This window comes from Pseudomonas sp. SDO55104_S430, assembly GCF_054070595.1.
In genome coordinates this window covers 22,469-48,436 of the sequence record NZ_JBSVXG010000021.1, presented here as the reverse complement: position 1 = coordinate 48,436, position 25,968 = coordinate 22,469, and the positions used below count along the sequence as shown (strand labels likewise).

Genomic DNA, 25,968 nt, shown 5'->3' with positions numbered 1-25,968 from the left:
GACCGAGTTGCCGCTGAACCTGTGGGAGCGGGCTTGCCCGCGATGAGGCCAGTTCAGGCACAAAAAAACCAAATGGAATGAGCAATTTTCCGCTCACCCTCCCTCCAATATAAGCGGATTTCCGCTCATCAAATCTCCCCACCCCCTCTAAACCGGCCCTCTCCCCCTTGGCACAGCTCCTGCTATAGCCCCTGCAGGCCGCGTTCGCACGCGCTCCACAAAAACAACTAAACGAAGGATCCTTCAATGGATAACTCCAATACCCTGCCCCTTGGGTCGGCCGCCGCGCCGGTCAAAGAAAGGACCACTGCCAGTCGCATCAAATCGATCTTCAGCGGTTCCGTCGGCAACATGGTCGAGTGGTATGACTGGTACGTCTACGCCGCCTTCTCGCTGTACTTTGCCAAGACCTTTTTCCCTGCCGGTTCCTCAACCGCACAGCTGATGAACACCGCTGCGATTTTCGCCGTGGGCTTTTTGATGCGTCCGATCGGTGGCTGGCTGATGGGCCTGTACGCTGACCGTGCCGGTCGCAAAAAAGCGCTGATGGCGTCGGTGTACCTGATGTGCTTCGGTTCGCTGCTGATCGCCCTGAGCCCTGGCTATGAGAGCATCGGCATCGGCGCGCCGATCCTGCTGATTTTCGCCCGCCTGCTGCAGGGCCTGTCGGTCGGCGGCGAATACGGCACCTCCGCCACTTATCTGAGCGAGATGGCGACCAAGGAGCGTCGCGGCTTCTACTCCAGCTTCCAGTACGTGACCCTGATTTCCGGTCAGCTCATCGCGCTGGCGGTGCTGATCATCCTGCAACAGGTTCTGACCACCGAAGAGCTGTACGCCTGGGGCTGGCGCATTCCGTTTGCCATCGGCGCACTGTGCGCAGTCGTTGCGCTCTATCTGCGTCGCGGCATGGAAGAAACCGAGTCGTTCGTGAAGAAAGACAAAGCCAAGGAAAGCGCGATGCGCACCTTGCTGCGCCATCCGAAGGAACTGCTGACCGTTGTCGGTCTGACCATGGGCGGTACGCTGGCGTTCTACACCTACACCACTTACATGCAGAAATACCTGGTGAACACCGTCGGCATGAGCATCTCCGACTCCACCACCATTTCCGCCGCCACGCTGTTCCTGTTCATGTGCCTGCAACCGATCATCGGCGGCCTGTCGGACAAGATCGGCCGTCGTCCGATCCTGATCGCCTTCGGCGTGCTGGGAACGATCTTCACCGTACCGATCCTGATGACCCTGCACACCATCCAGACCTGGTGGGGTGCGTTCTTCCTGATCATGGCCGCGCTGATCATCGTCAGCGGCTACACCTCGATCAACGCTGTAGTGAAAGCTGAACTGTTCCCTACCGAAATCCGTGCCCTGGGCGTCGGCCTGCCGTACGCACTGACCGTATCGATCTTCGGCGGCACCGCTGAATACATCGCCCTGTGGTTCAAGAGCATCGGTATGGAAACCGGCTACTACTGGTACGTCACCGGCTGTATCGCCATTTCGTTGCTGGTGTACGTCACCATGAAGGACACCCAGAAGCATTCGCGGATCGTGACGGACTAAGTCCAGCCGCGCTTCACCAAATGGGGCAGACCGTCGGGGGTCTGCCCCTTTTTCGTGTCTGGAACGCCTGTATGAAAATTCCTTCATCCCCATGGAAGTCGGATTAATCACGAGTTAATGCCCGCCCTCCATCCTTGATCCTGCCTGATCGATTAATTGCCCTTCGCTCACTCAATGTTTGAAAGCGAAAAAGGCCAACGGCCTTAATATCTAATTAATCGATTGTTACTACCATTATTTTGCGCTTTTTAATCAGTTTAATTGGCGTAGCATGAAACCCATGCCCAAGACAAAAAACGCCAAAGAATCTGGAGAAATGAAAATGAAAACCAAACTGTTCCTCGCCATCGCCCTGTCCGTACTCGCCGCCAACACCTTCGCCGCCGACGGTTTCGACCGCACAGGCTCCGCCGTTGCAGCGGATGGCTATGACCGCACCGGTTCTGCCACTGTTGCTGCTGACGGCTACGATCGCACCGGTTCGGCTACCGTTGCCGAAGACGGTTACGACCGCACCAATGGCGCCACCGTTGCCGAAGACGGTTACGATCGCACCAACGGCGCTACCGTCGCCGAAGACGGTTACGATCGCACCAACGGCGCTACCGTCGCTGAAGATGGTTACGATCGCACCAACGGCGCTACCGTTGCCGAAGATGGTTACGATCGCACCAACGGCGCTACCGTTGCCGAAGATGGTTACGACCGCACAGGTGGCGCGTCCATCAGCTGATTCACCTCGTGTGACAGCAAGCCCGGCTTCGGCCGGGCTTGGTCGTTTCTGGAGGGCTGAAAAAAGGACCTGTAGGAGCGAGCATGCTCGCGATGGACGTTAACGATGACGCGGGCTGCCTGAAACCCCGCGGTGCCCTTGCATCCATCGCGAGCATGCTCGCTCCTACAGGGGGATTTGATCGCTGGAAAAATGTCGTGCGGCCTTGCACCATGGGCGACTTGTGAACTCAAGGATTGCCCCATGCCCGACGACATCCACTTCTACGAACCCGCCCACGGCCACGGCCTGCCTCACGATCCGTTCAATGCGATCGTCGGCCCGCGCCCCATTGGCTGGATCTCTTCACAGGATGCCGAAGGCCGGTTGAACCTGGCGCCTTACAGCTTCTTCAACGCCTTCAACTACATTCCGCCGATCATTGGTTTTTCCAGCATCGGGCGCAAAGACAGCCTGAACAACATCGAGCAGACCGGCGAATTCGCCTGGAATCTGGCGACCCGGCCGCTGGCCGAGCAGATGAACCAGAGCTGCGCCAACGTCGGTCCCGAAGTCGACGAGTTCGAGCTGTCGGGCTTGACCCCGGTGGCCTCGAAAATCATTTCGGTGCCACGGGTCGCCGAAACCCCGGTGTCCTTCGAGTGCAAGGTCACGCAGATCATTCAGTTGCAGCGCGCGGACGGGAACGTGGTGCCGAGCTGGCTGATCCTCGGCGAAGTGGTCGCCGTGCATATAGCCAAATGGCTATTGAAGGATGGGATATACGACACCGCCGCGGCAGAACCGATTCTGCGCGGCGGTGGCCCGGCGGATTACTTCCAGTTGGGACCTGAGGCGTTATTCAAAATGTATCGCCCCGGGGCGAAGCGATGATTACCAGATCAGTCCGCCATCTTCGCTGACGCCCTTGAGGTGAGTCAGTTGCAAAGCCGCCGCTTCGTCGGCAGCCATGGCGGTCTTGAAGGTCTGCTCTTCCAGCAGCTTGTTGAAACGAGGCGCACCGGAGCCGTCGATGGCTTTGGTGGCGATTGCCGCGTAATACCCGCCTTCGCGAGGGACTACAGCCGATACGGCTTCGAAGTGTTCAAAGGCTTTGCGTGCCATGTCGCGCATCCTGGCTGATTGAGAATGCGCCATTAAACCCTCAACCAGCCAGTTTGTGTACCGCCGCCCCGGATTGACGCAGGGCCTGCGCCTCCGACACTTCCCTGAAGGTATGGAAATCCAGGCTGTTGACCACCAGGTCCTGCACCAGCTCGGCAAACACCTCCATGGCCGGGGTGCTGAAATACGCGGTCATGCTCTGTTGATTGGTCCAGAAGCCGGACACCAGCCACAGGTCCGGATCACCTTGCGAGTGCTGCAGGGCGAAACTCAGGCAGCCCGATGCCGCGCGGGACGGTTCGATCAGCGCGCTCAGGCGCACACCCAGCTCTTGCGAACGCCCGGCGCGTGCCCGGACAAAAGCCATATGACTGACGGGGATCTGCTTCGACATGTTCAATCCTCCCGGGGAGTTGCGTGGCAGCCGTGGGACGGGCTGCGACAGGATCAAAGGTTAAGGGGTGCTGCACCTGCGTCGTTAGTCGATTCCTGCCGCTGCATTGCACGATCCTGCGAGCGTGTCGGGGCAACCTGTAAAAATATGTAAAACTCGGTCACGGTTCCGTCACACGAGTTTCAAGCAAGTTTCGCCCTCTACGCCCTGCCATGTCCGGGCCGATTTACAACCCCGTGCAGAATCAGGCAAGCATGAGGCAGGATGTGTCTACCGCTCTCGCTTGCACAAACTTATTCTCGGCCCATTACCGACGCGTTAACGAGGATGCCAGGCATGTCGTCATTCGATCAGTTTCAAGCCCCGCCACCGGATGCCGAGATGGAAAAGCAGCGCGCGGAATTGGCGGCGATCATCCGGAGTCACACCGCCGAAGACGGCAATTACGCCACCGCTATCGGTTCGCTGTTCATGTCGCGCCACAGTCAGAACCACGAGTTCGCCCCGGTGCTCGCGCAACCGGCGCTGTGCATCATGGCCCAGGGCCGAAAGGAAGTGCGACTGGCGGACGAGTACTTCAATTACGATCCACTCAATTACCTGGTGGTCTCGGTGTCGATGCCGCTCAGCGGGCGGGTGGTCAATGTCACCGCCGACGAACCCATCCTCGCCGTAAGGCTGGACATCGACCCGGCGGAAATCACCGCATTGATCGCCGATGCAGGCCCCATGGGCGTCCCGGCGAGGCCGACCGGTCGCGGGCTGTATGTGGAGCGCCTGGACAGCGCGATGCTCGATGCGGTGCTGCGCCTGGCGCGCCTGCTCGACACACCGAAAGACATCGCCATGCTCGCGCCGCTGATTCGCCGGGAAATTCTCTATCGCCTGCTGCGCAGCCAACAGGGCCACCGGCTGTATGAAATCGCCATCGCCAACAGTCAGAGCCATCGCATCAGCCAGGCGATCAAATGGCTTAATGGCAATTACGAACAGCCGTTGCGCATCGATGATCTGGCCAAGGAAGTGAACCTGAGCGTGTCGACTCTGCACCACCGCTTCAAGGCGATGACGGCGATGAGTCCGTTGCAGTATCAGAAGCAACTGCGCTTGCAGGAGGCGCGGCGGCTGATGTTGGCCGAAGGACTGGAGGCTTCGGCGGCGGGGTATCGGGTCGGCTATGAAAGCCCTTCGCAGTTCAGCCGGGAGTACAGCCGGTTGTTTGGTGCGCCGCCGTTGCGGGATTTGGCGCGGTTGCGGTTGTCGGTCTAACGGATTGCCTCCCCCTTGTAGGAGCGAGGCTTGCCCGCGAAGGCTATTTCGGATTCAACATTGATGTTGGCCGATATGACGCTTTCGCGGGCAAGCCTCGCTCCTACAAGGGGAGGTGGCGAGCATTACGCCCCAAGCACCCGACAAGCCCCAGCCGGCAAGGTCACCGACACCGGATGTCCAACGCCCAAACCAACCCCCTGATTCGGTGTACTCAGCGCCGTAAAGGTCACCCCGGAACATTCGACGGTGGTCTCGATGGTCGCGCCGATATCCCGCACAAACGTCACCTTGCCCAGCAACCTATTCCCCGCCGAAGCCTGCGGCGCGGACAGTTGCAGATCCTCAGGGCGAATCAGCATCTTCACCTTCTCCCCCACCACAATGCTGCTGCAGATCGGCACCTGCAGAGCGTCGCCGCCCGGCAGACTGACCTTGCCGTCGCCCAGCGCGGTGGCCGGGAAGATGTTGCCGGAGCCGATGAAGTCGGCGACGAATTCGTTGGCCGGGTGCCGGTAAATCTCGATCGGTGTGCCCACCTGCTGCACCCGATGCTCACCCAATACCACCACGATATCGGCCATGGTCATGGCCTCGCGCTGGTCGTGGGTGACCATGATGGTGGTGATGTTCAGGCGTTGTTGCAGCTGACGGATTTCCACCTGCATCGATTCACGCAGCTTGGCGTCCAGCGCCGACAGCGGCTCGTCGAGCAGAAGAATTTTCGGGTGCGAAGCAATCGCCCGGGCAATCGCCACGCGCTGGCGTTGGCCGCCGGACAGCTTGGCCACCGGGCGATCGATCATCGGCTTGAGCTGGATCAGTTCCAGCAACTCCACCACCCGCTTGTGCTGATCCGCCTTGCTGACGCCGCGCAGCTTCAGCGGATAGGCGATGTTCTCCCCCACCGTCATGTGCGGGAACAGCGCCAGGGATTGAAAGACCATGCCGAAATTGCGCAGGTGCGCCGGGGTGTGGCCGATGTCTTCACCGTCCAGACGGATCTCGCCGCCGGTCAGGGATTCCAGCCCGGCGATCATCCGCAGCAAGGTGGTTTTGCCGCAGCCCGAAGGACCGAGGAAACACACCAGCTTGCCCTCGGGCAAATGCAGGTTCACATCGGTTACCGCGCAGGCCGAGCCGTAATGTTTCTCGACGTTTTCCAGAATCAGACCAGACATAAGAACTACCTCAAGAAATCAGAACGAAACGCCACCTTCACCGACCAGCTTCTCCAGCGCCCAGATCAGGACGAAGTCGATCAGCACGATCAGCACGGCAAACGAAAATACGGTGGGATCCAGGGACGACACGGTGCGGCTGTACATCCAGATCGGCACGGTCATGACGTCGATGGTGTAGAGGAAATAGGTCACGGTGAATTCGTTGAACGAGACGATGAACGCCAGCAGCATGCCCGCCAGAATCCCCGACTTCATCAACGGCACCACCACATCGACAATCGCCCGCATGGGCGAGGCACCGAGCATCTGCGCGGCTTCTTCCACTTCGGTGCCGATGGAGAGCATGGCCGCCGTGCAGTTCTTCACAACGAAAGGCAATGCGAGGATCACGTGGGCGATCACCAGCCGCGAGGTGGTCATGTGGAACGGCAGGCTGTCGAACACCAGCAGCAGGGCCAGGCCCAACACCACCATCGGGAACACCAGCGGCAACGACATCAGTTGCAGCGCCACGGCCTTGCCACGGAACTCGCAGCGGGTCAGCGCATAGGCAGCCGGCACCGCGATCAGCGTGGCGAAGATCATGGTCAGGCACGACACCAGCAGGCTGGTGGCCATGGCCTGGCCGAGACTCAGCACATCGCTGGCGTCTGGCGAGACAAAGGTGTGCCAGGCGGCCTTGTACCACTGCAGGCTGTAGCTGGCGGGCGGGAAGTCGAGGTTCGACGAACCGCTGAACGACATGACGATCATGGTCAGGATCGGCAGCACCGCCAGCAGCAGGATGAAACCCGACAGGGTGCCGGCGAACTTGCCGGTCTCGCCCGGCAGCAGCGACTGGCGCTTTTTGATCAGGGTACTCATTGCGAAGCCTCCAGCATGCGCCGACGACGGCCAGTGATGTATTCGGACAGCGTCATGATCACCAGGGTGGTGACGATCAGCACCACACCGGCGGCGGACGCGGCGGGCCAGTTCATCAACGGGGCGATCTGGTCATGCACCATCACCGCCAGCATCGGCACGCGACGGCCACCGAGTAGCAGCGGCACCACGAAACTGCTGGCGTTGTAGGCGAACACCAGGGTCGCGCCGGTGATAATCCCCGGCAGGCTCATCGGCAATACCACCTGGCGGAACACCTGAAAGCGACTGGCGCCCAAGGTGGCAGCGGCTTCTTCGTAACTGCGGGCGACGCCGCGCATGGCGCTGGCAATCGGCAGTACGGCCAGCGGGAAGGCGGTCTGCACCAGGCCCATCAATACGCCGTTCTGGTTGTACAGCAGCATGATCGGTCGCTTGATCAGGCCCAGGCCCATCAGCGCCTGGTTGAGCATCCCGCCCGGGCCAAGAATCACCAGCCAGCCGTAGCTTTGCAGCAGCAGGTTGACCAGCAGCGGCAGCAGCACGGCGGCGAGGAAGATCCGCCGCACGAAGGGCGAAGTCAGGCGCGACATGGTGTAGGCCACCGGGATCGCCAGGACTACGGCGATCACCGCGCTGATCAGCGCCAGACGCAGGGTCAGCAGCAGGGATTTGAGGTAGTAGGGTTCGAGCAGTTGGGCGTAACTGGCCAGGCTGAACCCGGACCATTCCGCGCCCTTGGTGCCCACGCTCATGCGCAGTACCAGAAGGCTCGCGGCAATCAGCACACCCAGAAACAGCATCGACGGCGTGAGGAAAAACCAGGCACGGGCCGTCGGCGAAACACCGCGAGCGGCGCGCACGGGAGCGGCACTCACCGGATGGGTCAGAGGTTGGTGTTCCATAGCAAGGGTCTCGTCAATGGAAAGCAATGGCTGACACAAGACTCGAAACCACATCGTCCCCGTGTGGGAGCGGGCTTGCTCGCGAAGAGGCCGTGTCAGTCGACATCAATGTTGAATGTCATACCGCATTCGCGAGCAAGCCCGCTCCCACATTGGATTTGTGGCGATAACAAGGCTTGTGTTCGTCACTCGATCAGGAAGAAAAGATTTCCGTGTAACGACGAATCCATTGGTCATGCACGGTCGCCAGGAAGGCGTTGTCATGCATGATCGCCTTCTCGGAGATCTGTTCAGGCGTGAGGATGAACGGACTCTTGCGCGCTTCGGCGGAGATGATCGCCTTGGCGTTGACCGGGCCGTTGTAGATGTCTTCGGCCATCTTGCCCTGCACCAGCGGGTCCAGAGAGTGGTTGATGAAGGCATAGGCCAGATCGGTGTCGCCCGGACGGTTTTTCGGCATCACCGAGAGCATCAGGTCGGTGTAGAAACCTTCCTTCATGCCGAAGGTGGCGCCCAGGCCGTAGTTCGGGTCGCGGATCTGTTTCGGGAAGAAGGCCGGTGCGTACAGGCCGCCCATGTCCAGGGAACCGGTGCGGAACAGCTCGGCGATCTGGTTCGGGTTTTCGCCCAGGGTCACCACACGATCCTTGAGCTCGGCGAGCTTCTTGAAGCCAGGCTCGATGTTGTGCTCGTCACCACCGGCCAGCTTGGCGGCGATAATGATCAGGTCCATGGCCTCGGTCCAGTTCGGCGGCGGCAGGAAAATGTTCGGCGAAAGCTCGGCGTCCCACAGGGCAGCGTAGCTGTCCGGCGTCTCTTTGATGGTGCGGGTGCTGTAGACCAGGCTGTTGCACCAGAGCAGGTAACCGATGCCGTGGCCATTGGCGCCGGTGCGGTATTTCTCCGGTACATCGACCAGGTTGGGAATGCGGTTGAGGTCGGGTTTTTCCAGCAGGTCGGCGGCGGCCAGACCTTCGGCGCCGACACCGGCCAGGGTGATGATGTCGTACTGCGGACGATCACCGCCGGCCTTGAGCTTGGCGACCATTTCCGAAGTGCTGCCGGTGCGGTCGGCGACGACCTTGCAGCCGTACTTGTCTTCGAAAGTCGCGGCGATGTTGCGCAGTGCGGCCAGGCCCGTGTCATCGGACCAGGTCAGCAGGCGCAGGGTCTTGCCGGCAAAGCGGGTATCGCTGGCGCTGGCCTTGATGAACGGCATGCTCATGGCGGCCGCGGCAACCGAGGCGACGCCTACGGTTTTGATGAATTGACGTCTGTTCAGATCGTGCTCGCCCATTACGGACTCCCATTATTTTTGTAAGTATGAGACTGGTAGCAACCGTGCATCTGTGCGTCGGATCAGCCTCTTCAGCCCCAGTTCATGGGGGCTGTGGCTGAGCCGGCGGGTTCATCCTGAGGTCGTGCAAAACACCTGACTATCGATAAAAACTCATTGGAGCCATGACTACAGTGCATGCCTGTGGGAGCGAGAGGCGCCGTCAGACGGCGCGCACCACGTGCTTGATCTCCTGGAACGCCTGCAAGCCCCACGGCCCCAATTCGCGGCCGATGCTGCTCTGCTTGTAACCACCCCAGGCGGTCTGCGGGAAGATCACCTGCGGTGCGTTGATCCACACCAGGCCCGCCTGCAAGGCATTGGCGACGCGATCGGCCGTCTCTGCATTGCCGCTGACCACACTGGCGACCAGACCGAACTCGCTGTCGTTGGCCAGAGCAATCGCCTCGGCTTCGGAGCTGAAACGGCGCACGCAAATCACCGGGCCGAAGATCTCTTCGCACCACAGCGCACTGTCCAGAGGCACGTCGGTGAAGACCGTCGGCTGCAAAAAATATCCGCGCGGCAAATCCACGGGACGGTTGCCGCCGCATATCAGTTTCGCCCCGGCACTCAGGCCGAGATCGATGTGACCGAGCACCCGCTGGTACTGCGCCTGGTTCACCAGCGCGCCCATCTCCACGTTCGGATCGAACGGGTCGGCCACGCGAATCGCTTCGGCGCGGGCCTTCAGACGGGTCATGAATTCATCGGCCAATTCATCGGCGACCAGTACGCGGCTGGTGGCGGAACACATCTGCCCGGCGTTGAAAAAACCGCCACCGCAGGCCACTTCCACCGCCAGTTCGATATCGGCATCGGCCAACACCAGCAGCGAGGATTTACCGCCCAATTCCAGGCTCACGCCCTTGACGGTTTCCGCTGCGCGCTGCATCACCTGCACGCCCACCGCGTTGCTGCCGGTGAAGGAAATCTTGGCAAGGCGCGGGTCCGCTGACAGCGGCGCGCCCACGGCCAGGCCAGTACCGCAGACCAGGTTGAAGACACCGGCAGGCAAACCGGCTTGCGCGATGATCCTTGCCAGTTCCAGCTCCGGCAGCGGCGTCACTTCCGAAGGCTTGAGTACCACGCAGCAGCCGGCGGCGAGGGCCGGGGCAAGTTTCCAGGCGGTGGTGACCATCGGAAAATTCCACGGCACGATCAGGCCGACCACACCGCAAGGTTCGCGGCGCAGGCGGGCGCTGAAGTCATCGCTCGGCAGTTCGACGTTGCTGTCCTGTTTCGCATCCAGCCCTTCGGCCAGACCTGCGTAGTACTCGAAGGTGGCGATCACGTCATCGACGTCGATGGCCGCTTCGAATTGCGGTTTGCCGTTGTTGCACGACTGCAGGTGCATCAACTGTTCGCGATTGGCCGCAACACCCGCGGCGATCTTGCGCAGGATCGCGCCGCGCTCGGCACCTGTGGTTTTCGACCAGCCGGCAAAAGCCCGGGTCGCCGCGCTGACGGCCTGCTCGACCGCTTGTTCATCACCGCCGACGACGGTGGTCAACAGCGCTTCGGTGGCCGGATTGATCACCCGCAGGTGTTCGCTGCCGGCGGACCATTTGCCGTCGATGTACAGGCCATCCAGCGTCGTAGGAAAACTCATTTCGACACCGCCTGGGTCCAGGTCGCCTGGTCGATTTCGATCAGGGTCGGGCCCTGGCGATCAGTGGCGGCACGCAGGGCGCTGCGCAACGTGTCGACGCTGCCGACCGCTTCTGCGGCGCACCCCAATGCCTTGGCCACACCGATGAAATCCGGGGTGTAGATGTCGACGCCCACCGGCTCGATGGCGCGGTTGACCATGTACTTCTTGATCTCTTCGTAGCCCTGGTTATTCCACAGCAGGACGATCACCGGGGTGCGGGCTTCGACGGCGCTGGCCAGTTCCGGCAGGGTAAATTGCAGGCCGCCGTCACCGATCAGGCAGACCACCGGTGGACGCGCGCCGTTTTCAACGCTGCCGCCGAGCCAGGCACCAATCGCCGCCGGCAAGGCGTAGCCCAGGGTGCCGTAGCCGGTGGACGAGTTGAACCAGCGGCGCGGACGCTCCGGGTTGAAGGTCAGGTTGCCGGTGTACACCGGTTGAGTCGAATCGCCGACGAAGACCGCGTCCGGCAATTCGTGCAAGACGGTTTCCAGAAAACGGGTCTGGGCCAGGGTCGGCGCATCCCAGTTGGCGGCCAGTTCGTCACGCAGACGGGCGGCGCGTACCTGGCCCCAATCGTTGCGGCGTTCGGCCAGGGATTTGTGCGACAAAGCGCTGAGCAAGGCCTGGGCGGCGTTGCGCGAATCGGCGACCAACGCGACGTGCGGCGGGTAGTTGCGCACGGTCTGGTCCGGGTCGATGTCGATGCGCAGCAGCTTGCCGGGAATCTCGAAACCGCCGGCGAAGGTCACGTCGTAATCGGTCTCGGCCAGCTCGGTGCCGATGGCCAGGACCACGTCGGCTTCGGCCACCAGCGCGCGGGTCGCGACCAGGCTCTGGGTGGAGCCGATCAGCAGCGGGTGAGCGGATTCGAGCATGCCCTTGGCGTTGATGGTCAGTGCCACCGGAGCGTCCAGCAGCTCGGCCAGTTCGGTCAGCTCGGCCGCCGCATCGATGGCACCGCCACCGGCGAGGATCAGGGGACGCTGAGCGCCGGCCAGTAGCTCGGTCATGCGGCTCACGGCAGATGGCGCGGCACCGGCGCGGTCGATGTTGACCGGCAGGCTGTCCAGCAGGTCGTCGGCCTCCTCAACCAGCACGTCCAGTGGAATCTCGATGTGCACCGGACGCGGACGACCGGCCTGGAACAGGGCGAAGGCGCGGGCCAGCACACCCGGCAGTTCCGAGGCCGACATCAGGGTGTGGGAGAACGCGGCGACACCGGCACACAGTGCGCTCTGGTTCGGCAGTTCGTGCAGCTTGCCGCGACCGCCGCCCAATTGATTGCGCGTCTGCACGCTGGAGATCACCAGCATCGGGATCGAGTCGGCGTAGGCCTGACCCATCGCGGTGGTGATGTTGGTCATGCCAGGGCCGGTGATGATGAAGCACACACCCGGCTTGCCACTGGTGCGGGCATAACCGTCGGCCATGAAGCCGGCGCCCTGTTCGTGACGCGGGGTGACGTGGTTGATGCTCGAACGGGCCAGCCCGCGGTACAGCTCGACGGTATGCACACCCGGAATGCCGAACACCTGCTCGACTCCGTAACCTTCGAGTAACTTGACCAATACTTCGCCGCACGTCGCCATCTGTATGCCCTTCTTGTTCGTTTGAGACGCCGGACCTGCGCAGTGTTTATGATGAATTGGCAGGTCCAGGGATGGCCTCATTGAACGGGCGGCACGTAGCCCTAACAATGGATAAAAAGTCATACTAGCCATGTCCTCACGTCATACCTTGGATACCAATGAAACGACTGCCTCCCCTGCCGGCGCTGCACACCTTTCTGATTACCGCGCAGTGCTGCAACTTCACCCGGGCCGCCGAACAGCTGCACATCACCCAGGGCGCAGTGAGCCGACAAATCGCCGGGCTGGAAGATTTTCTCGGTTATGAATTGTTCGTTCGTCAGGCCCGTGGACTGGACCTGACCGCCGAAGGCAAGGATTGGCTACCGCGGGTACAGCAGATTTTCGGCCTGATCGACGAGGCCGTGGAACAGGTCGGCGAGAAGCGCGAAACCCTGCAACTCAAGGCCCCAACCTGCGTCATGCGCTGGCTGTTGCCGCGCTTGCTGCAATGGCAAAAGGAGCGGCCGGACGTGCCGGTGGAACTGACCACCACGGTCAAGCACGGGGTCGATTTTCATCGCGAGCAATTCGATGCTGCGGTGATGTATGGCGCCCCGCCCGACAGTGCGCTGGAGTCGCAACTGCTGTTCGATGAGCAACTGACGCCCGTGTGCTCGCGGCCGATGCTCGAAGGGTCGCTCGCCTTGCAGACGCCGGATGACTTGCAACAGCACCTGCTGCTGCACCCCACTCGCGATGAACGGGACTGGAAGGCCTGGCTCAAGGCGGCGGATGTACACCTGACCAACGTCAGCAAGGGTCAGCATTTCGAAACCCTGGACCTGGCCATGTCGATGGCGTCCCAGGGCACCGGCGTGGCGATTGGCGACTGGTCGCTGATCGGCGATGACCTGAGTGCCGGGCGGCTGGTCATGCCTTTCGATTTGAAGGTGAAAACCGGATTGGCGTATTACCTGGTCTTCCCGGAAAAACCTGCACCGTCGCCGAAATTGCGGGAATTGATGGGGTGGTTGGTGGAGCAGGCTCAGGCACGGTGAATGGTGCTTTGCCTGTCAGGCCGTCATCGCGGGCAAGCCCGCTCCCACAGGTTTTGCGCCGGTCACACATTTTTCATTCGACACAAAACCTTGTGGGAGCGTGGCTTGCCCGCGATGGTCTTTAACGATGACACGGGGTATCAGATGCGCCCTGTCCGGTGTTTTCAGTAACCGACAGTGAAACGCTGACGCGAGTGCTTCGGCGCTTCGATTTCATCCAGCATCGCGATCGCATAATCGGCAAAAGTGATCCAGCTGCGCCCTTGGCTGCTCACCAGCAAATCATCCTTCCCGACCCGGAATGTCCCGGTGCGTTCACCCTCGACAAACTCCGCCGACGGCGACACAAAGGTCCAGTCCAGATCCCTTTCCTGACGCAGGTTCTCCAGGAACACCGCCCCCGCGCCCGCCTCGGCCTTGTAGGCCTCGGGGAAGCCTTCGCTGTCGATCACCCGCGTGCCGTCGGGCAGCAACAGTGACCCGGCACCGCCCACCACCAGCAGGCGTTTGACCCCGGCGGCCTTCACCGGCCCGATCACGGCGCTGGCGGGCAGCGTGGCGAAATGCGCTGCGCTGATGACCACGTCATGCCCGGCGACGGCTGCTTGCAACGCGGCGCCATCCAGCGCATCGACCGCCTTGCTGACCACGCCTGCACGCTGACCGATCTTCGACGGATCACGGGCGATGGCGGTGACACTGTGACCGCGACGCAGGGCTTCTTCCAGCAGTTGGCTGCCGGCACGGCCGGTGGCACCGATGATTGCGATTTTGCTCATGACTCTCTCCAGTGGATTGAACATCGATTGCTTGTGTAGGAGCTGCCGAAGGCTGCTTCTACACAGATCAAGGGCAACAGCGGGTTACCACTTCATCTCGCCCTTCGCGACTTTGGCGCTCAGCTCCAGAGAGCTTTCTTCGCCCAATTTCGGATAGCGCTTTTTCATGGCCGCGATCAGCGCCGCGGAATCCTTGGCCTTGGCAGTTTCTTCATCGAACGCCTTGATGTAATCCGCGGTGAACTGCACGGCCACCAGGGAACGGGCGCTGTTACCGAGGTAATGACCGGGCACGACGGTTGTCGGCTTCAGGGTTTCGATGGAATGCAGCGTAGCCAACCAGTCGACATGGGACTGCGGTGTCTGGGTGTCGGCCATCCACACGTGGATGTTTTCTGCCACCACCACACCGCCGAGCACCGCCTTGATCGACGGAATCCACACGAAGCTGCGATCCGGCTGTTTGCCCTCGAGCCCCACCACCTGCAACTTCTGCCCTTCGAGCATCAGGCTGTCGCCCTCGAGCACCTCGGGCACGATGGTTTTGGTCGGCACATCGGCGCCCATTTTCGGCCCCCAGAACGCCAGCTTGCCGTCGACGGTGTGCTTGATGTGGTCGACGGTCGGCTGCGAGGCCAGCACCTTGGCCTTGGGGAATGCGGCGGTCAGGGTGTCGAGGCCGAAGTAGTAATCGGGATCGCCATGGCTGATGTAGATGGTGGTCAGTTGCTTGCCGCTGGCGCGGATTCTCTCCACCAACTGCTCGGCCTGGGATTTGCCGAATTGCGCGTCCACCAGGATCGCGTCCTTGTCGCCGCTGACTAGCACCGAGGTCACCGGGAAGATCGCCTTTTCGCCGGGGTTATAGACGTCCAGGGTCAGCGTCGATGCGCTGGCGTGGGCGGCGAAAGCCAGGGCCGCTGCAGTCAGCAAAATACGCTTGATAGAAGAGATTCCGATCATTTGTTGCTCCGTAGTCCAAGAAGATCGCCACTCCCCCTGTAGGAGCGAGCATGCTCGCGATGCACCCGAGAACACCGCTGGGTGTCAGGCTGCCAGCGTCATCGTTCACGACCTTCGCGAGCGTGCTCGCTCCTACAGGATCGGGGAATGAGGCAGAGCTTAGTTGCCCGGATCGATACAAAAAATGCGATGCTCAGACATAGTTTATTTCTGAAATCGGGCAAATCATGGATCGTCTACAAGCAATGCGGGTGTTCGTCACGGTGGTCGACCTGGGTAGCCAGTCGGCCGCCGCCGAGCATCTGGAGCTGTCTCGGCCGGTGGTGTCTCGCTATCTGGCGGAGCTGGAAGACTGGGTCGGCGCACGCCTGATGCATCGCACTACGCGCAAGTTGAGCCTGACCGCCGCCGGCAGCGAAACCCTGCCCCGTTGCCGGCAGATGCTGGAGTTGTGCAACGATTTGCAGGCTGCGGTCAGCGAACCGGAGGATGCGCCGCGCGGCCAGTTGCGCATCAGCGTCAGCACCTCGTTCGGCCAGGCGCAACTGGCCGATGCCATGGCTGCTTATGTGAAGCGTTATCCCGGTGTCAGCATCGACATGCAGATGATCGATCGCACGGTGAACCTGGTGGATGAGCGCATCGATCTGGCGATTCGCACCAGCACCGAACTGGACCCCAACCTGATCGCCCGGCGCCTGACCGTGTGTCGTTCGGTGATCTGCGCCTCACCCGCCTACCTGCGCGAGCACCCGGCACTGCAAAGGGTCGAGGACCTGAGTAGGCACAACTGCCTGACCCATTCCTACTTCGGCAAGAGCCTGTGGCATTTCGAACAGGACGGCGAGCAGGTTTCGGTGCCGGTGCAGGGCAACATCAGCGCCAACGAAGCCAGCACCCTGCTGCGCGCGGCGATGGCCGGGGCCGGCGTGGCGATGCTGCCGACCTATCAGGCCGGGGTGCATATCCACAGCGGCGAACTGGTGCGCCTGCTGCCGCAAGCCGAACCACGGCAGATGAACGTGTATGCGGTGTATGCCTCGCGCAAGCACATGCCGGCGGCGTTGCGCAGCTTGCTGGATTTTCTGGTGGAGAGATTTCCCGAAGAGCCTGCTTGGGATGCCGGCCTGTAAACACATCCGCCTGTGGGAACACATCCCCTGTGGGAGCGGGTTTGCCCGAGGTGGCGGCATGACATTCAACCTTTTTGTTGACTGACCCACCGCATTCGCGAGCAAGCCCGCTCCCACAAAGTGGTCCCACAGGGTTCATCAGTGTTCTGAATACCGCGTCACATGCACACCCCCAACACACTGGCAACTCGCCGCCCCTGACCTATGCTCAAGGTAATACCCAAGGGTATTCGTTCAGAGGTCTACGCCATGAACATCAGAACAAGAAGGTACCTCGCCATTTTCATCACCTGCGCGGTCACGCTCGGGCTTTATGGCGCGGCAGCCTGGCGCGTCGAGCAGTTGCGCAACCTGCCCCGTGACTACGCCAGCTGCAATTTCGAGCGTTGCATTCCCCACAACGCCACCCTTAACGCCCTGCGCTGAACGATCTTTCGAAGATCGCTTCAGCTCGGGTTGTCCTGATCGGCCTTCAAGCGGTCGCGGAATGCTTTGGGCGAGATACCGACACGGCGCCGGAACAGGCGCGTGAAGTTGGTCGGATCGGAAAAGCCCAACAGGTCGGACATTTCATAGATCGTCATGCTGGTGTAGGTAAGCAAGCGCTTGGCCTCCAGCAATTGCCGTTCGTGCATGATCTGCAAGGCCGGCTGCCCCGCCAGTTCGCGACACGTGCCATTGAGGTGCGACACGGAAATACCCAGTCGATGGGCCAGATCCTCGACCTTGACGTGTTGACGGTAAGTCTCTTCCACCAGTTGAATGAAACCGTTGAGGTATTCCCTCGCCCGCTGCGGACGCTGGTTGGCGGTATGGCGCTGGATCACCTGGCGGCTGACCCAGACCATGATTACGCTGACCAGAGAATGCATGAGCATGTCCCGCGCCGGCTGATGGCTGGTGTACTCGGCTTGCAGGGCGGCGAACAGGCTATGCAGGTAATCGGCGTCCTGCGCGGCCGGATAGCTCTCGGCATGGGCCAGCGCATTCACCGAATGCCCGAGCTGCGCCTGCAGGTGAGCGATCAGGGGCGCGGCCAGGGTCACCACAAAACCTTCGACGTCTTCTGAAAAACGGAATCCGTGCACCGACAGCGGTGGCAGGATCTGGATCGCCGGTTCCGTCAGATGCGTACGTTTGCCTTCGATTTCAAGCTCTGCCTGACCTTTGAATACGAAGAGCAACTGGCACAAATCGGCGTGGCGGTGAGGTTTGATTTCCCATTGATGTTCGCGGCTGCGTTTGGAGATGGTTTCACAGTGCAGCAAGTCGGGGGTCGGCCAATCCAGGCTTTCACCGTAGAGCTTGAACACTGGAATCGAAGGCAGGTCAGGCTTGTTCATCACTTCAATCCAGGCCTCGGAGTTGATGACGGGCGATAATCGCACCGATTGGCAGAATGTACAGGTATCGGCTCAGTTTTCACCTTCAATTGACAGACTCGCAAGTGAAAAATGCAAGCACTCGATCCACAAAAAACACTCACCGACCCAGGTGGTGTAAAGCTTGCGAGACATAAAAATAATGAAAACGCTGAAAACTCAAGTTGTCATTATCGGCGCCGGTCCATCCGGACTTCTGCTCGGTCAGTTGCTGCACAACGCCGGCATCGACACCCTGATCCTCGAACGCCAGACACCCGACTATGTACTCGGTCGCATCCGTGCCGGGGTCCTCGAACAGGGCATGGTAGAGCTGTTGCGTGAGGCTCGTGTGAGTCAGCGCATGGACGCCGAAGGACTGGTCCACGGCGGCTTCGAACTGGCCCTCGATGGTCGTCGCGTACACATCGATCTGCAAGCACTCACCGACGGCAGGACCGTGATGATCTACGGCCAGACCGAAGTCACCCGGGACCTGATGGCCGCTCGTCGGGAGGCCGGCGCGAAGACGATTTACCAGGCCGCCAACGTCGTGCCCCATGGCATGAAAACCGAAGAACCTTTCGTCACCTTCGAGAAGGACGGCGAGTTGTATCGCCTGGATTGCGACTACATCGCCGGCTGCGACGGTTTCCACGGCGTGGCGCGGCAGTCGATTCCCGCCGAGTGCCTGAAGGTCTTCGAACGGGTCTACCCCTTTGGCTGGCTGGGGATTCTGGCTGACACCCCGCCGGTCCACGACGAACTGGTCTACGCCCGCCACGAACGGGGTTTCGCACTGTGCAGCATGCGTTCGGCCACACGCACCCGTTACTACCTGCAAGTCCCTGCCGAGGAGAAGGCCGAAGACTGGTCCGATCAGCGCTTCTGGGATGAACTCAAGACCCGCCTGCCGCAACCGCTGGCGGACAATCTGGTGACCGGACCGTCCATCGAAAAAAGCATCGCGCCGCTGCGCAGCTTTGTGGTCGAGCCCATGCAGTACGGGCGCATGTTCCTGGTCGGCGACGCCGCGCACATTGTCCCGCCCACGGGTGCCAAGGGCTTGAACCTGGCGGCGAGCGACGTCAGCACGCTGTTCAATATCCTGTTGAAGGTTTACCGCGAAGGCCGTGTCGATCTGCTCGAGAAATACTCTGAAATCTGCCTGCGCCGAGTGTGGAAAGCTGAACGGTTTTCCTGGTGGATGACCTCGATGTTGCACCGCTTCGAGGAGCACGACGCCTTCAGCCAGCGCATTGCCGAGTCGGAACTGGAATACTTCATCGACTCCGAAGCCGGCAGAAAAACTATTGCAGAAAATTACGTCGGGCTTCCTTATGAGGCTATCGAATAGCCTGCTACCGACTTACACTGGCGAGCATCCCCGCTCGCCCGTGCCCCGTGCGGGACTCTCACTGCCCGCAGGTTCTCCCGTGACCAATCTCAACCACCCCGAAACGCCCAAGCCCGCCATCCGCAGTGTGTTGATCGCGCTGATGATGGCGATTTTTCTCGGTGCCCTGGACCAGACCATCGTCGCCGTGTCGATGCCGGCCATTTCCGCGCAGTTCAAGGATGTCAGCCTGCTGGCCTGGGTGATTTCCGGCTACATGGTGGCGATGACGGTGGCGGTGCCGATCTACGGCAAGCTGGGCGACCTGTACGGGCGGCGCAAGTTGATGCTGTTCGGCATGGGCCTGTTCACCCTGGCCTCGTTGTTCTGTGGCCTGGCTCAGAACATGGAGCAACTGGTGCTGGCGCGGATATTCCAGGGTATCGGCGCCGGCGGGATGATTTCCGTCAGCCAGGCGATCATCGGCGACATCGTGCCACCGCGGGAACGGGGTCGCTATCAGGGTTATTTCAGCAGCATGTACGCAGTGGCCAGTGTGGCCGGGCCGGTCCTGGGCGGCTACATGACCGAATACCTGTCCTGGCGCTGGGTGTTTCTGATCAACCTGCCGCTGGGGCTGGGTGCGTATTGGGTGGCGCGACGCAATCTGGTGGGTCTGCCGATTCCACAGCGCAAACCGATCATCGATTACCTCGGCACGCTGCTGATGATCATTGGCCTGACCGCCCTGCTGCTCGGTATCACTCAAGTCGGACAGGGGCATTCATGGCGCAGCAGTGAAGTGCTGGGGCTGTTTGCCTGTGCGGTGGTGGTGCTGGCTGTTTTCGTCAGGCATGAGCGTCGAGCACGGGAGCCGTTGCTGCCGATGCACTTGTTCGCCAATAGCAACGCCCTTCTATGCTGGTGCACGATTTTCTTCACCAGTTTCCAGGCGATTTCGTTGATCGTGTTGATGCCACTGCGCTTTCAGAGCGTCACCGGCGCCGGTGCCGACAGTGCGGCCCTGCATCTGCTGCCGCTGGCGATGGGACTGCCGATCGGTGCTTATTTCGCCGGGCGTCGAACTTCCGTGACCGGTCGCTACAAGCCGCAGATTCTCGCCGGAGCGATCCTGATGCCAATCTCGATCCTGGGCATGGCCTTCAGCCCGCCCCAGGCTTTTTTGCTGAGCAGTCTGTTCATGCTGCTCAGCGGAATTTCTTCGGGCATGCAATTTCCCACCTCGCTGGTGGGTGCGCAGAACTCAGTGGATCAACGGGACATCGGCGTGGCGACCAGCACCACCAACCTGTTCCGCTCTCTGGGCGGTGCAGTGGGCGTGGCGTTGATGTCGGCGCTGTTGCTGGCGTTGCTGCAGGATTCGAGCTTCGCCCACCTGACCGGCTCGGCGCTGGTCGGTGAAGGACACTCGGGCAATGTCCTGCTGGACGGCCTGAACGCAGCGCCGGGTGATGCGCAGGATGCCTTGCGCGGCGAACTGCTGCTGACCTTCCGGCATTTGCTGATGGTCAGTGCGGGGGTGGCGTTGCTGGGGTTGGCGGCGGCGGTGGCGATGCCGAACAGGATGTTGCGGGGGCGGGAAGACAAGGTTCGATAGTTAAAGCGAGTCGCCTGCATTCGCGAGCAAGCCCGCTCCCACATTTGACCGCGCTCTTACATGGAAACGGAGTCGAAGGTGGGAGCGGGCTTGCTCGCGAAAGCGATTGATCGCAGATCAGCCTACTGCCGGGCGCGCAGCTGCTGCTGCAGATTCTGAATCTGCGCCTGAAGGGTGTTGATGTTGCGGGTCACCTGGCCACGGAAAGCGTCGAACTCAGCCGTGTTGGTCGAGCCCTGAGGCGTCGCCGGGCGGTTGTCCTGCTCGCTCTTGAGCACCACGATTTCCTGCTCCAGGCGCTCGATGGCCGCGCTTGGATTACCCTGCTTTTTCAGAGCGGTGATATCCGCGCCAAGGCTCTTGAGCTGGGCATCGAATTTATCGGTCTCCGCCGGGGCATTTTTCAGTGCGGTCAGTTCGCTGGTCACGGTTTTGAGCTGGGCCTGCAATTGCGCATTGGCGGCCTGCTGTTCGGCGTTCTGCGCGGCGGCCTGGGCCAGGCGCTTGTCCAGCTCGCTGGTCTGCGCGCTCATCTGCGCCAGTCTCTTGTCCAGATCCGAGGCCTGACCGGCCACGCCCTGTTGCTGCTGCCCTTGATCACGCAGTCTGGTTTCCAGCTGTTTGATCTGCAGCTTGAACGCTTCGCTATCAGTGGTGACGTTGGTCTGGCTGGCGACCACCTTGCCGGAAATGTCCTGCAAGCGCCCCGCCGCTTCCTCGCTGATCCGCGCGAAACTTTCCTGGGTCGCGACCAGTTGCTGCTCCATCAGCGAGATCTGCTGAAAGCTCCACCAGGCCAGGCCCGCGAAGGCAAAGAACAAGGCGCCGACCAGCGCCCACAGCGGCCCGGTGCTCGCGCCCTTGACCTTTACGACCGGTGCCGGCCGTGAGTGCACGGAATTGCGCGCGGTAACCGGATAATCATCATCGTCATCGAGGCTGTCGGCACGCAGGCTCGGTACATCGAAGTCGTCGTTGGCATCATTACGCATGGCTATTGAGTCAACCTCTATGAATCGGTGATGGCGTTGTGATGTGAGTATACCCCGCAACCGCCGCAACGATTGACCCTCAACCCCCAAGTCGGTTCAGTGTCGGGCCGATCAGCGGAACGCCTGGGCTTTCCACCAGGCGCAGAACTCGTCGAGGGCAGTCCACAGGCTGACCTTCGGGTCGTAGTCCAGATAATGCCGGGCGCGGCTGATGTCGAGGGTGAAATTTTTGTTCATCACCTGCATGCCCAGGCGCGACAGCGTCGGCTCCGGGCGCCCCGGCCACAGCTTGCAGGCGCCTTCATTGAGCGCCGCCACGGAGTAGGCCAGGCCGTAGGAGCGATAGCGCGTGACCTGCGGCACTTCCATCGCTCGCATCACGTAATTGACCACGTCCCACAGCGGAATCGGCGTGCCGTTGCTGATGTTGTAGGCACGGCCCAGGGCCGAGCCGCTGGCCAGCAGACTGCTGAGCAGGGCTTCGTTGAGGTTTTGCACGCTGGTGAAATCGACCTTGTTCAGGCCGTTGCCGACGATCGACAGGCGCCCTTTGCGCTGCATCTTCAGCAAGCGAGGGAAGATGCTCATGTCGCCGGCGCCGGTGACGAAGCGCGGACGCAGGGCGAGGGTTTCCAGACCGAACTCCTGAGCACCGAAGACCTTCTGCTCGGCCAGGTATTTGGTCGCGGCATAGGGATGCTTGAAGCGCTTGGGCACCTGCTCTTCGGTCAGGCCCAGATGATCGCGACCGTCGAAATAGATCGACGGCGAGGACAGATGCACCAGCCGCCGGACCCGCTGCTTCAGGCAGGCTTCGACCACGTTTTCGGTGACCTCGACATTGCTCTGGTGAAAATCCTGATAACGCCCCCACACCCCTACGGCTCCTGCGCAATGCACCACGGCCTCGACGTCGGCACACAGCTCGCGGGTAAACCCCGGATCGCTCAGATCGCCCTGGACGAAATCGGCGCCACGGCGCACCAGATGCTCCACCGCTTCGGCCCGGCGTCCGTTGACCCGCACATCCAGCCCCTGCTCCAGGGCGAAACGCGCAAAGCGTCCGCCGATGAAGCCGCTTGCGCCGGTGACCAGAATTTTCATGGACGATTCCTTGGGATACGGAAACAGCTACAAGCTGCAAATTGAATGATGATGCGCAGGCCTTCACTTGCCGCTTGCAGCTTGACGCTCACAGCTGCCCGTAGGGCACCAACCATTGCTTTGTCGCGCGCAGCAATTGATCGGTGAGTAACCCGAGCAACTGCCCGCCATTGCGCCAATGATGCCAGTACAGCGGCACATCGATCGGTTTATCTGGCAACAGCTCGCGCAAGATGCCGCTTTTCAGTTGGTCGCGAACCTGCAACTCGGGCACCAGTCCCCAGCCGAGTCCGGCTTCGGCCAGACGCAAAAAGCCTTCGGACGAGGGACATAAATGGTGTTCGAAACCGCCATCGACGCCGAGGGAGGCCAGGTAGCGATGCTGTAGAAAATCATCCGGGCCGTAAACCACCGCCGGGGTTCGCGCCAGTTGCTCGGCCCGCACGCCGTCCGGAAAATGCCGCTCGATAAAGGCCGGGCTAGCCAGTGCGCGGTAACGCATCGCCCCCAGCAACACGCTACGTGCGCCGGCCACCGGGCGCTCGCTGGCACACAGGCAGGCCGCCACTTCACCGGCGCGCATGCGCTTGAGGCCAACGGTCTGGTCTTCCACGACCAGGTCGAGCAACACATGCTGGTCGGCGCAAAAGTCGCCCATGGCTTGCGCCCACCAGGTCGCCAGGCTGTCGGCGTTCAGCGCGATGCGCAAGCGCTCGGGCAGCCCTTCTTCATCCAGCGCCGGCACCAGGCTTTGCAGATCCCGTTCGAGCAGGCGCACCTGCTGCACGTGGTTGAGCAGGCGCCGGCCGATTTCCGTCGGCGATGGCGGCGTGCCCCGCACCAGCACCGGTTGCCCGACCCGCGCTTCGAGCAATTTGATCCGCTGGGAAATCGCCGACTGCGACAACCCCAGCACCTGCGCGGCCCGTTCGAAACCCGCCTGCTCGACCACGGCGGCGAGGGCGGAGAGCAATTTATAGTCGAACATCAGTTTTCCTAATGAGCGATCAGCAGTATTGGTTTTTCTTATACAGCCTTGTACCGGAGAATGGCCAGCAAGAACTCTCGAACAGGAAACACCCAAATGGCTGGCGAAACTTCATTGGCAACGCTGCTGCGCAGCATGAGCCCGCAACTCAATGCCGGCGAATACGTGTTCTGCACCGTGAGCGACGGGCAGTTGCCGGCGGGTCTGGAAATCATCGGCAGCTTTCGCGAGCAGGAAGGTTTGACGGTCATTCTCGAACGCTCACTGGCAGAACAGGCCGGCTTGAGCTTCGACTACGTCGCGGCCTGGATCACCCTGAACGTGCACTCGGCCCTGGAAGCCGTGGGCCTGACCGCCGCATTCGCCACGGCGCTGGGCCAGGCCGGCATCAGTTGCAACGTGATCGCCGGGTATTACCACGACCATCTGTTCGTCGGCCAGGCCGACGCCGAACGCGCCGTGGACGTGCTGCGCAAACTGGCAGCGAATGCGGAGTAATTATCATGTGGCAAAGCTATGTAAACGGCCTCCTGGTGGCCTTCGGCCTGATCATGGCGATCGGCACGCAGAACGCCTTCGTGCTGGCGCAAAGCCTGCGCCGTGAGCATCACTTGCCGGTGGCGGCGTTGTGCGTGATGTGCGATGCGATTCTGGTGGCCGCCGGGGTGTTCGGATTGGCCACGGTGCTGGCGCAGAACCCGACTTTGCTGGCGGTCGCCCGTTGGGGTGGCGCGGTGTTTTTGATCTGGTACGGCAGCCAGGCGCTGCGAAGGGCCTTTTCCAGGCAAAGCCTGCACCAGGGTGAAAACCAGACAGTGCGCTCCCTGCGGGCGGTGATGCTCAGCGCGTTGGCCGTGACCCTGCTCAACCCGCATGTCTATCTGGATACGGTGCTGCTGATCGGCTCTCTAGGGGCGCAACAGTCGGTGCCCGGGGCTTACGTGGTCGGCGCCGCAACTGCTTCGTTGCTGTGGTTCTTCACCCTGGCACTGGGCGCCGCGTGGCTGGCACCGTGGCTGGCCCGGCCGAGTACCTGGCGCATTCTCGACCTGTTGGTGGCGGTCATGATGTTCGCGGTCGCGTTGCAGCTGATCACGGCGGGCTGATTTATTTCCAACGTCTCTTTATTCCAAACCACTCTTTATTCCAAACAGCTCTGGAACCTCTATTCCACACAGTTGTTGCGTGGTTATGCCGCACCCCCGGTGCTATGATCCGACCCTGCGCCGCAAAGAGTACAAAACTCCCCGGCGCTAGTCTGGCCGCCCGTGATCGGCCTTGCGCTCACCGCACCTGACCTGATTAGGAGATCCACCATGGCTTTCGAATTGCCGCCACTGCCTTACGCTCACGATGCACTGCAGCCGCACATCTCCAAGGAAACTCTGGAATTCCACCACGACAAGCACCACAACACCTACGTCGTGAACCTGAACAACCTGGTGCCAGGCACCGAGTTCGAAGGCAAGACCCTGGAAGAAATCGTCAAGACTTCCTCGGGCGGTATCTTCAACAACGCCGCTCAGGTCTGGAACCACACTTTCTACTGGAACTGCCTGGCACCAAACGCCGGCGGTCAACCAACCGGCGCACTGGCTGAAGCCATCAACGCCGCTTTCGGTTCCTTCGACAAGTTCAAGGAAGAATTCAGCAAGACCTCCATCGGCACCTTCGGCTCCGGCTGGGGCTGGCTGGTGAAGAAAGCTGACGGCTCCCTGGGCCTGGCCAGCACCATCGGCGCCGGCAACCCGCTGACCAACGGCGACACCCCGCTGCTGACCTGCGACGTCTGGGAACACGCCTACTACATCGACTACCGCAACGTTCGTCCGAAGTACGTCGAAGCGTTCTGGAACCTGGTCAACTGGAAATTCGTGGCTGAGCAGTTCGAAGGCAAAACCTTCACGGCCTAAGCTTGAATGCCAGATGAAGAACCCGGCTTTTATGCCGGGTTTTTTTATGGCTGGAAGTGATCTGCTATCTGACCGGCCGCCATCGCGAGCAGGCTCGCTCCCACAGGGGAGCCCGAGGTACATCCGAAAGATTGAGGTCG

General features: G+C 61.3%; 26 protein-coding genes. 12 read left to right on the top strand and 14 right to left on the bottom strand.

Annotation, left to right across the window (positions count from 1 at the left end; translation table 11 throughout):
• The first annotated feature begins 246 nt into the window (after window positions 1–246).
• The 3 genes from ACW9JE_RS06795 to ACW9JE_RS06785 all read left to right on the top strand — a co-directional run bounded on the left by ACW9JE_RS06795 (window position 247) and on the right by ACW9JE_RS06785 (window position 3,172).
• A complete protein-coding gene (locus ACW9JE_RS06795; protein WP_224536318.1) occupies window positions 247–1,566 on the top strand; it encodes an MFS transporter in 1,320 nt (439 codons plus the stop codon).
• A 322-nt stretch (window positions 1,567–1,888) separates the two neighbouring features.
• Window positions 1,889–2,299, top strand: coding sequence for a heme utilization protein (locus tag ACW9JE_RS06790; RefSeq protein ID WP_457432301.1), 411 nt, complete (start codon window positions 1,889–1,891; stop codon window positions 2,297–2,299).
• Window positions 2,300–2,542: 243 nt separating this feature from the next.
• A complete protein-coding gene (locus tag ACW9JE_RS06785) occupies window positions 2,543–3,172 on the top strand; it encodes a flavin reductase family protein (RefSeq protein WP_457432300.1) in 630 nt (209 codons plus the stop codon).
• Here ACW9JE_RS06785 and ACW9JE_RS06780 read toward each other — a convergent pair whose 3' ends face one another.
• Window positions 3,173–3,403, bottom strand: a complete 231-nt coding sequence (locus tag ACW9JE_RS06780) for a hypothetical protein (RefSeq protein WP_224536323.1) — start codon at window positions 3,401–3,403, stop codon at window positions 3,173–3,175.
• A 40-nt stretch (window positions 3,404–3,443) separates the two neighbouring features.
• Window positions 3,444–3,797 (bottom strand): antibiotic biosynthesis monooxygenase family protein, encoded by a 354-nt coding sequence (locus tag ACW9JE_RS06775; RefSeq protein WP_457432299.1) that lies wholly within the window; start codon window positions 3,795–3,797, stop codon window positions 3,444–3,446.
• 336 nt (window positions 3,798–4,133) lie between these two features.
• On the opposite strand from ACW9JE_RS06775, the gene ACW9JE_RS06770 reads away from it, so the two are divergent.
• Window positions 4,134–5,066, top strand: coding sequence for an AraC family transcriptional regulator (locus tag ACW9JE_RS06770; protein ID WP_457432298.1), 933 nt, complete (start codon window positions 4,134–4,136; stop codon window positions 5,064–5,066).
• Window positions 5,067–5,191: 125 nt separating this feature from the next.
• On the opposite strand, the gene ACW9JE_RS06765 is transcribed toward ACW9JE_RS06770, so the two are convergent.
• From ACW9JE_RS06765 to ACW9JE_RS06740, 6 genes are all read right to left on the bottom strand, one after another.
• Window positions 5,192–6,247, bottom strand: a complete 1,056-nt coding sequence (locus tag ACW9JE_RS06765; RefSeq protein ID WP_224536328.1) for an ABC transporter ATP-binding protein — start codon at window positions 6,245–6,247, stop codon at window positions 5,192–5,194.
• Window positions 6,248–6,265: 18 nt separating this feature from the next.
• On the bottom strand, window positions 6,266–7,114 hold the full coding sequence (locus ACW9JE_RS06760) for an ABC transporter permease (protein ID WP_224536330.1): 849 nt from the start codon (window positions 7,112–7,114) through the stop codon (window positions 6,266–6,268).
• On the bottom strand, window positions 7,111–8,019 hold the full coding sequence (locus ACW9JE_RS06755; RefSeq protein ID WP_457432297.1) for an ABC transporter permease: 909 nt from the start codon (window positions 8,017–8,019) through the stop codon (window positions 7,111–7,113). The genes ACW9JE_RS06760 and ACW9JE_RS06755 overlap by 4 nt, the downstream gene beginning before the upstream one ends.
• A 193-nt stretch (window positions 8,020–8,212) precedes the next feature.
• Window positions 8,213–9,316 (bottom strand): ABC transporter substrate-binding protein, encoded by a 1,104-nt coding sequence (locus ACW9JE_RS06750; RefSeq protein ID WP_224536335.1) that lies wholly within the window; start codon window positions 9,314–9,316, stop codon window positions 8,213–8,215.
• 202 nt (window positions 9,317–9,518) lie between these two features.
• Complete coding sequence (locus ACW9JE_RS06745) at window positions 9,519–10,967, bottom strand: aldehyde dehydrogenase family protein (protein ID WP_457432296.1); 1,449 nt, start codon at window positions 10,965–10,967, stop codon at window positions 9,519–9,521.
• The gene (locus tag ACW9JE_RS06740) at window positions 10,964–12,601 is read right to left on the bottom strand and encodes a 5-guanidino-2-oxopentanoate decarboxylase (protein WP_457432295.1); all 1,638 of its coding nucleotides are present in this window, start codon (window positions 12,599–12,601) and stop codon (window positions 10,964–10,966) included. Before ACW9JE_RS06740 ends, ACW9JE_RS06745 begins: the two co-directional genes overlap by 4 nt.
• Before the next feature lie 158 nt (window positions 12,602–12,759).
• Here ACW9JE_RS06740 and ACW9JE_RS06735 point away from each other — a divergent pair, with 158 nt between their 5' ends.
• A complete protein-coding gene (locus ACW9JE_RS06735; RefSeq protein WP_457432294.1) occupies window positions 12,760–13,641 on the top strand; it encodes a LysR substrate-binding domain-containing protein in 882 nt (293 codons plus the stop codon).
• Between the two features lie 164 nt (window positions 13,642–13,805).
• Here ACW9JE_RS06735 and ACW9JE_RS06730 read toward each other — a convergent pair whose 3' ends face one another.
• Together ACW9JE_RS06730 and ACW9JE_RS06725 are read right to left on the bottom strand one after the other, a co-directional pair.
• A complete protein-coding gene (locus tag ACW9JE_RS06730) occupies window positions 13,806–14,420 on the bottom strand; it encodes an NAD(P)-dependent oxidoreductase (protein ID WP_457432293.1) in 615 nt (204 codons plus the stop codon).
• Between the two features lie 84 nt (window positions 14,421–14,504).
• The gene (locus ACW9JE_RS06725) at window positions 14,505–15,383 is read right to left on the bottom strand and encodes an MBL fold metallo-hydrolase (protein ID WP_457432292.1); all 879 of its coding nucleotides are present in this window, start codon (window positions 15,381–15,383) and stop codon (window positions 14,505–14,507) included.
• A gap of 227 nt (window positions 15,384–15,610) precedes the next feature.
• Between ACW9JE_RS06725 and ACW9JE_RS06720 the strand changes: the two genes are divergently transcribed.
• Both ACW9JE_RS06720 and ACW9JE_RS06715 read left to right on the top strand, forming a co-directional pair.
• The gene (locus tag ACW9JE_RS06720; RefSeq protein WP_224536347.1) at window positions 15,611–16,516 is read left to right on the top strand and encodes a LysR family transcriptional regulator; all 906 of its coding nucleotides are present in this window, start codon (window positions 15,611–15,613) and stop codon (window positions 16,514–16,516) included.
• 249 nt (window positions 16,517–16,765) lie between these two features.
• A complete protein-coding gene (locus ACW9JE_RS06715) occupies window positions 16,766–16,942 on the top strand; it encodes a hypothetical protein (protein WP_170948630.1) in 177 nt (58 codons plus the stop codon).
• Window positions 16,943–16,962: 20 nt separating this feature from the next.
• Here the strand turns inward: ACW9JE_RS06715 and ACW9JE_RS06710 are convergent, their stop codons facing one another.
• The gene (locus tag ACW9JE_RS06710; RefSeq protein WP_224536348.1) at window positions 16,963–17,859 is read right to left on the bottom strand and encodes a helix-turn-helix domain-containing protein; all 897 of its coding nucleotides are present in this window, start codon (window positions 17,857–17,859) and stop codon (window positions 16,963–16,965) included.
• A gap of 190 nt (window positions 17,860–18,049) precedes the next feature.
• On the opposite strand from ACW9JE_RS06710, the gene pobA reads away from it, so the two are divergent.
• Both pobA and ACW9JE_RS06700 read left to right on the top strand, forming a co-directional pair.
• The gene (gene pobA / locus ACW9JE_RS06705) at window positions 18,050–19,234 is read left to right on the top strand and encodes a 4-hydroxybenzoate 3-monooxygenase (protein ID WP_457432302.1); all 1,185 of its coding nucleotides are present in this window, start codon (window positions 18,050–18,052) and stop codon (window positions 19,232–19,234) included.
• Between the two features lie 79 nt (window positions 19,235–19,313).
• Window positions 19,314–20,831: an MDR family MFS transporter gene (locus ACW9JE_RS06700; RefSeq protein ID WP_457432291.1), complete on the top strand. Its 1,518-nt coding sequence runs from the start codon at window positions 19,314–19,316 to the stop codon at window positions 20,829–20,831.
• A 122-nt stretch (window positions 20,832–20,953) separates the two neighbouring features.
• Here ACW9JE_RS06700 and ACW9JE_RS06695 read toward each other — a convergent pair whose 3' ends face one another.
• The 3 genes from ACW9JE_RS06695 to ACW9JE_RS06685 form a co-directional block, all read right to left on the bottom strand.
• On the bottom strand, window positions 20,954–21,829 hold the full coding sequence (locus tag ACW9JE_RS06695) for an ATPase (protein ID WP_224536377.1): 876 nt from the start codon (window positions 21,827–21,829) through the stop codon (window positions 20,954–20,956).
• A 105-nt stretch (window positions 21,830–21,934) separates the two neighbouring features.
• Complete coding sequence (locus ACW9JE_RS06690) at window positions 21,935–22,927, bottom strand: NAD-dependent epimerase/dehydratase family protein (protein ID WP_224536351.1); 993 nt, start codon at window positions 22,925–22,927, stop codon at window positions 21,935–21,937.
• A gap of 88 nt (window positions 22,928–23,015) precedes the next feature.
• Window positions 23,016–23,915: a LysR family transcriptional regulator ArgP gene (locus ACW9JE_RS06685; RefSeq protein WP_224536353.1), complete on the bottom strand. Its 900-nt coding sequence runs from the start codon at window positions 23,913–23,915 to the stop codon at window positions 23,016–23,018.
• A gap of 96 nt (window positions 23,916–24,011) precedes the next feature.
• Between ACW9JE_RS06685 and ACW9JE_RS06680 the strand changes: the two genes are divergently transcribed.
• The 3 genes from ACW9JE_RS06680 (at window position 24,012) to ACW9JE_RS06670 (ending at window position 25,828) form a co-directional block, all read left to right on the top strand.
• Window positions 24,012–24,413: an ACT domain-containing protein gene (locus ACW9JE_RS06680; RefSeq protein ID WP_224536354.1), complete on the top strand. Its 402-nt coding sequence runs from the start codon at window positions 24,012–24,014 to the stop codon at window positions 24,411–24,413.
• Window positions 24,414–24,418: 5 nt separating this feature from the next.
• Window positions 24,419–25,021 (top strand): LysE/ArgO family amino acid transporter, encoded by a 603-nt coding sequence (locus tag ACW9JE_RS06675; protein ID WP_224536356.1) that lies wholly within the window; start codon window positions 24,419–24,421, stop codon window positions 25,019–25,021.
• 210 nt (window positions 25,022–25,231) lie between these two features.
• On the top strand, window positions 25,232–25,828 hold the full coding sequence (locus tag ACW9JE_RS06670) for a superoxide dismutase (protein ID WP_224536357.1): 597 nt from the start codon (window positions 25,232–25,234) through the stop codon (window positions 25,826–25,828).
• Window positions 25,829–25,968: the final 140 nt, after the last annotated feature.

Bases quoted from the DNA above. Each gene is read 5' to 3' on its own strand.
- ACW9JE_RS06795 (WP_224536318.1), top strand. From the start codon at position 247: ATGGATAACTCCAATACCCTGCCCCTTGGGTCGGCCGCCGCGCCGGTC.
- ACW9JE_RS06790 (WP_457432301.1), top strand. From the start codon at position 1,889: ATGAAAACCAAACTGTTCCTCGCCATCGCCCTGTCCGTACTCGCCGCC.
- ACW9JE_RS06785 (WP_457432300.1), top strand. From the start codon at position 2,543: ATGCCCGACGACATCCACTTCTACGAACCCGCCCACGGCCACGGCCTG.
- ACW9JE_RS06780 (WP_224536323.1), bottom strand. From the start codon at position 3,403: ATGGCACGCAAAGCCTTTGAACACTTCGAAGCCGTATCGGCTGTAGTC.
- ACW9JE_RS06775 (WP_457432299.1), bottom strand. From the start codon at position 3,797: ATGTCGAAGCAGATCCCCGTCAGTCATATGGCTTTTGTCCGGGCACGC.
- ACW9JE_RS06770 (WP_457432298.1), top strand. From the start codon at position 4,134: ATGTCGTCATTCGATCAGTTTCAAGCCCCGCCACCGGATGCCGAGATG.
- ACW9JE_RS06765 (WP_224536328.1), bottom strand. From the start codon at position 6,247: ATGTCTGGTCTGATTCTGGAAAACGTCGAGAAACATTACGGCTCGGCC.
- ACW9JE_RS06760 (WP_224536330.1), bottom strand. From the start codon at position 7,114: ATGAGTACCCTGATCAAAAAGCGCCAGTCGCTGCTGCCGGGCGAGACC.
- ACW9JE_RS06755 (WP_457432297.1), bottom strand. From the start codon at position 8,019: ATGGAACACCAACCTCTGACCCATCCGGTGAGTGCCGCTCCCGTGCGC.
- ACW9JE_RS06750 (WP_224536335.1), bottom strand. From the start codon at position 9,316: ATGGGCGAGCACGATCTGAACAGACGTCAATTCATCAAAACCGTAGGC.
- ACW9JE_RS06745 (WP_457432296.1), bottom strand. From the start codon at position 10,967: ATGAGTTTTCCTACGACGCTGGATGGCCTGTACATCGACGGCAAATGG.
- ACW9JE_RS06740 (WP_457432295.1), bottom strand. From the start codon at position 12,601: ATGGCGACGTGCGGCGAAGTATTGGTCAAGTTACTCGAAGGTTACGGA.
- ACW9JE_RS06735 (WP_457432294.1), top strand. From the start codon at position 12,760: ATGAAACGACTGCCTCCCCTGCCGGCGCTGCACACCTTTCTGATTACC.
- ACW9JE_RS06730 (WP_457432293.1), bottom strand. From the start codon at position 14,420: ATGAGCAAAATCGCAATCATCGGTGCCACCGGCCGTGCCGGCAGCCAA.
- ACW9JE_RS06725 (WP_457432292.1), bottom strand. From the start codon at position 15,383: ATGATCGGAATCTCTTCTATCAAGCGTATTTTGCTGACTGCAGCGGCC.
- ACW9JE_RS06720 (WP_224536347.1), top strand. From the start codon at position 15,611: ATGGATCGTCTACAAGCAATGCGGGTGTTCGTCACGGTGGTCGACCTG.
- ACW9JE_RS06715 (WP_170948630.1), top strand. From the start codon at position 16,766: ATGAACATCAGAACAAGAAGGTACCTCGCCATTTTCATCACCTGCGCG.
- ACW9JE_RS06710 (WP_224536348.1), bottom strand. From the start codon at position 17,859: ATGAACAAGCCTGACCTGCCTTCGATTCCAGTGTTCAAGCTCTACGGT.
- ACW9JE_RS06690 (WP_224536351.1), bottom strand. From the start codon at position 22,927: ATGAAAATTCTGGTCACCGGCGCAAGCGGCTTCATCGGCGGACGCTTT.
- ACW9JE_RS06685 (WP_224536353.1), bottom strand. From the start codon at position 23,915: ATGTTCGACTATAAATTGCTCTCCGCCCTCGCCGCCGTGGTCGAGCAG.
- ACW9JE_RS06680 (WP_224536354.1), top strand. From the start codon at position 24,012: ATGGCTGGCGAAACTTCATTGGCAACGCTGCTGCGCAGCATGAGCCCG.
- ACW9JE_RS06675 (WP_224536356.1), top strand. From the start codon at position 24,419: ATGTGGCAAAGCTATGTAAACGGCCTCCTGGTGGCCTTCGGCCTGATC.
- ACW9JE_RS06670 (WP_224536357.1), top strand. From the start codon at position 25,232: ATGGCTTTCGAATTGCCGCCACTGCCTTACGCTCACGATGCACTGCAG.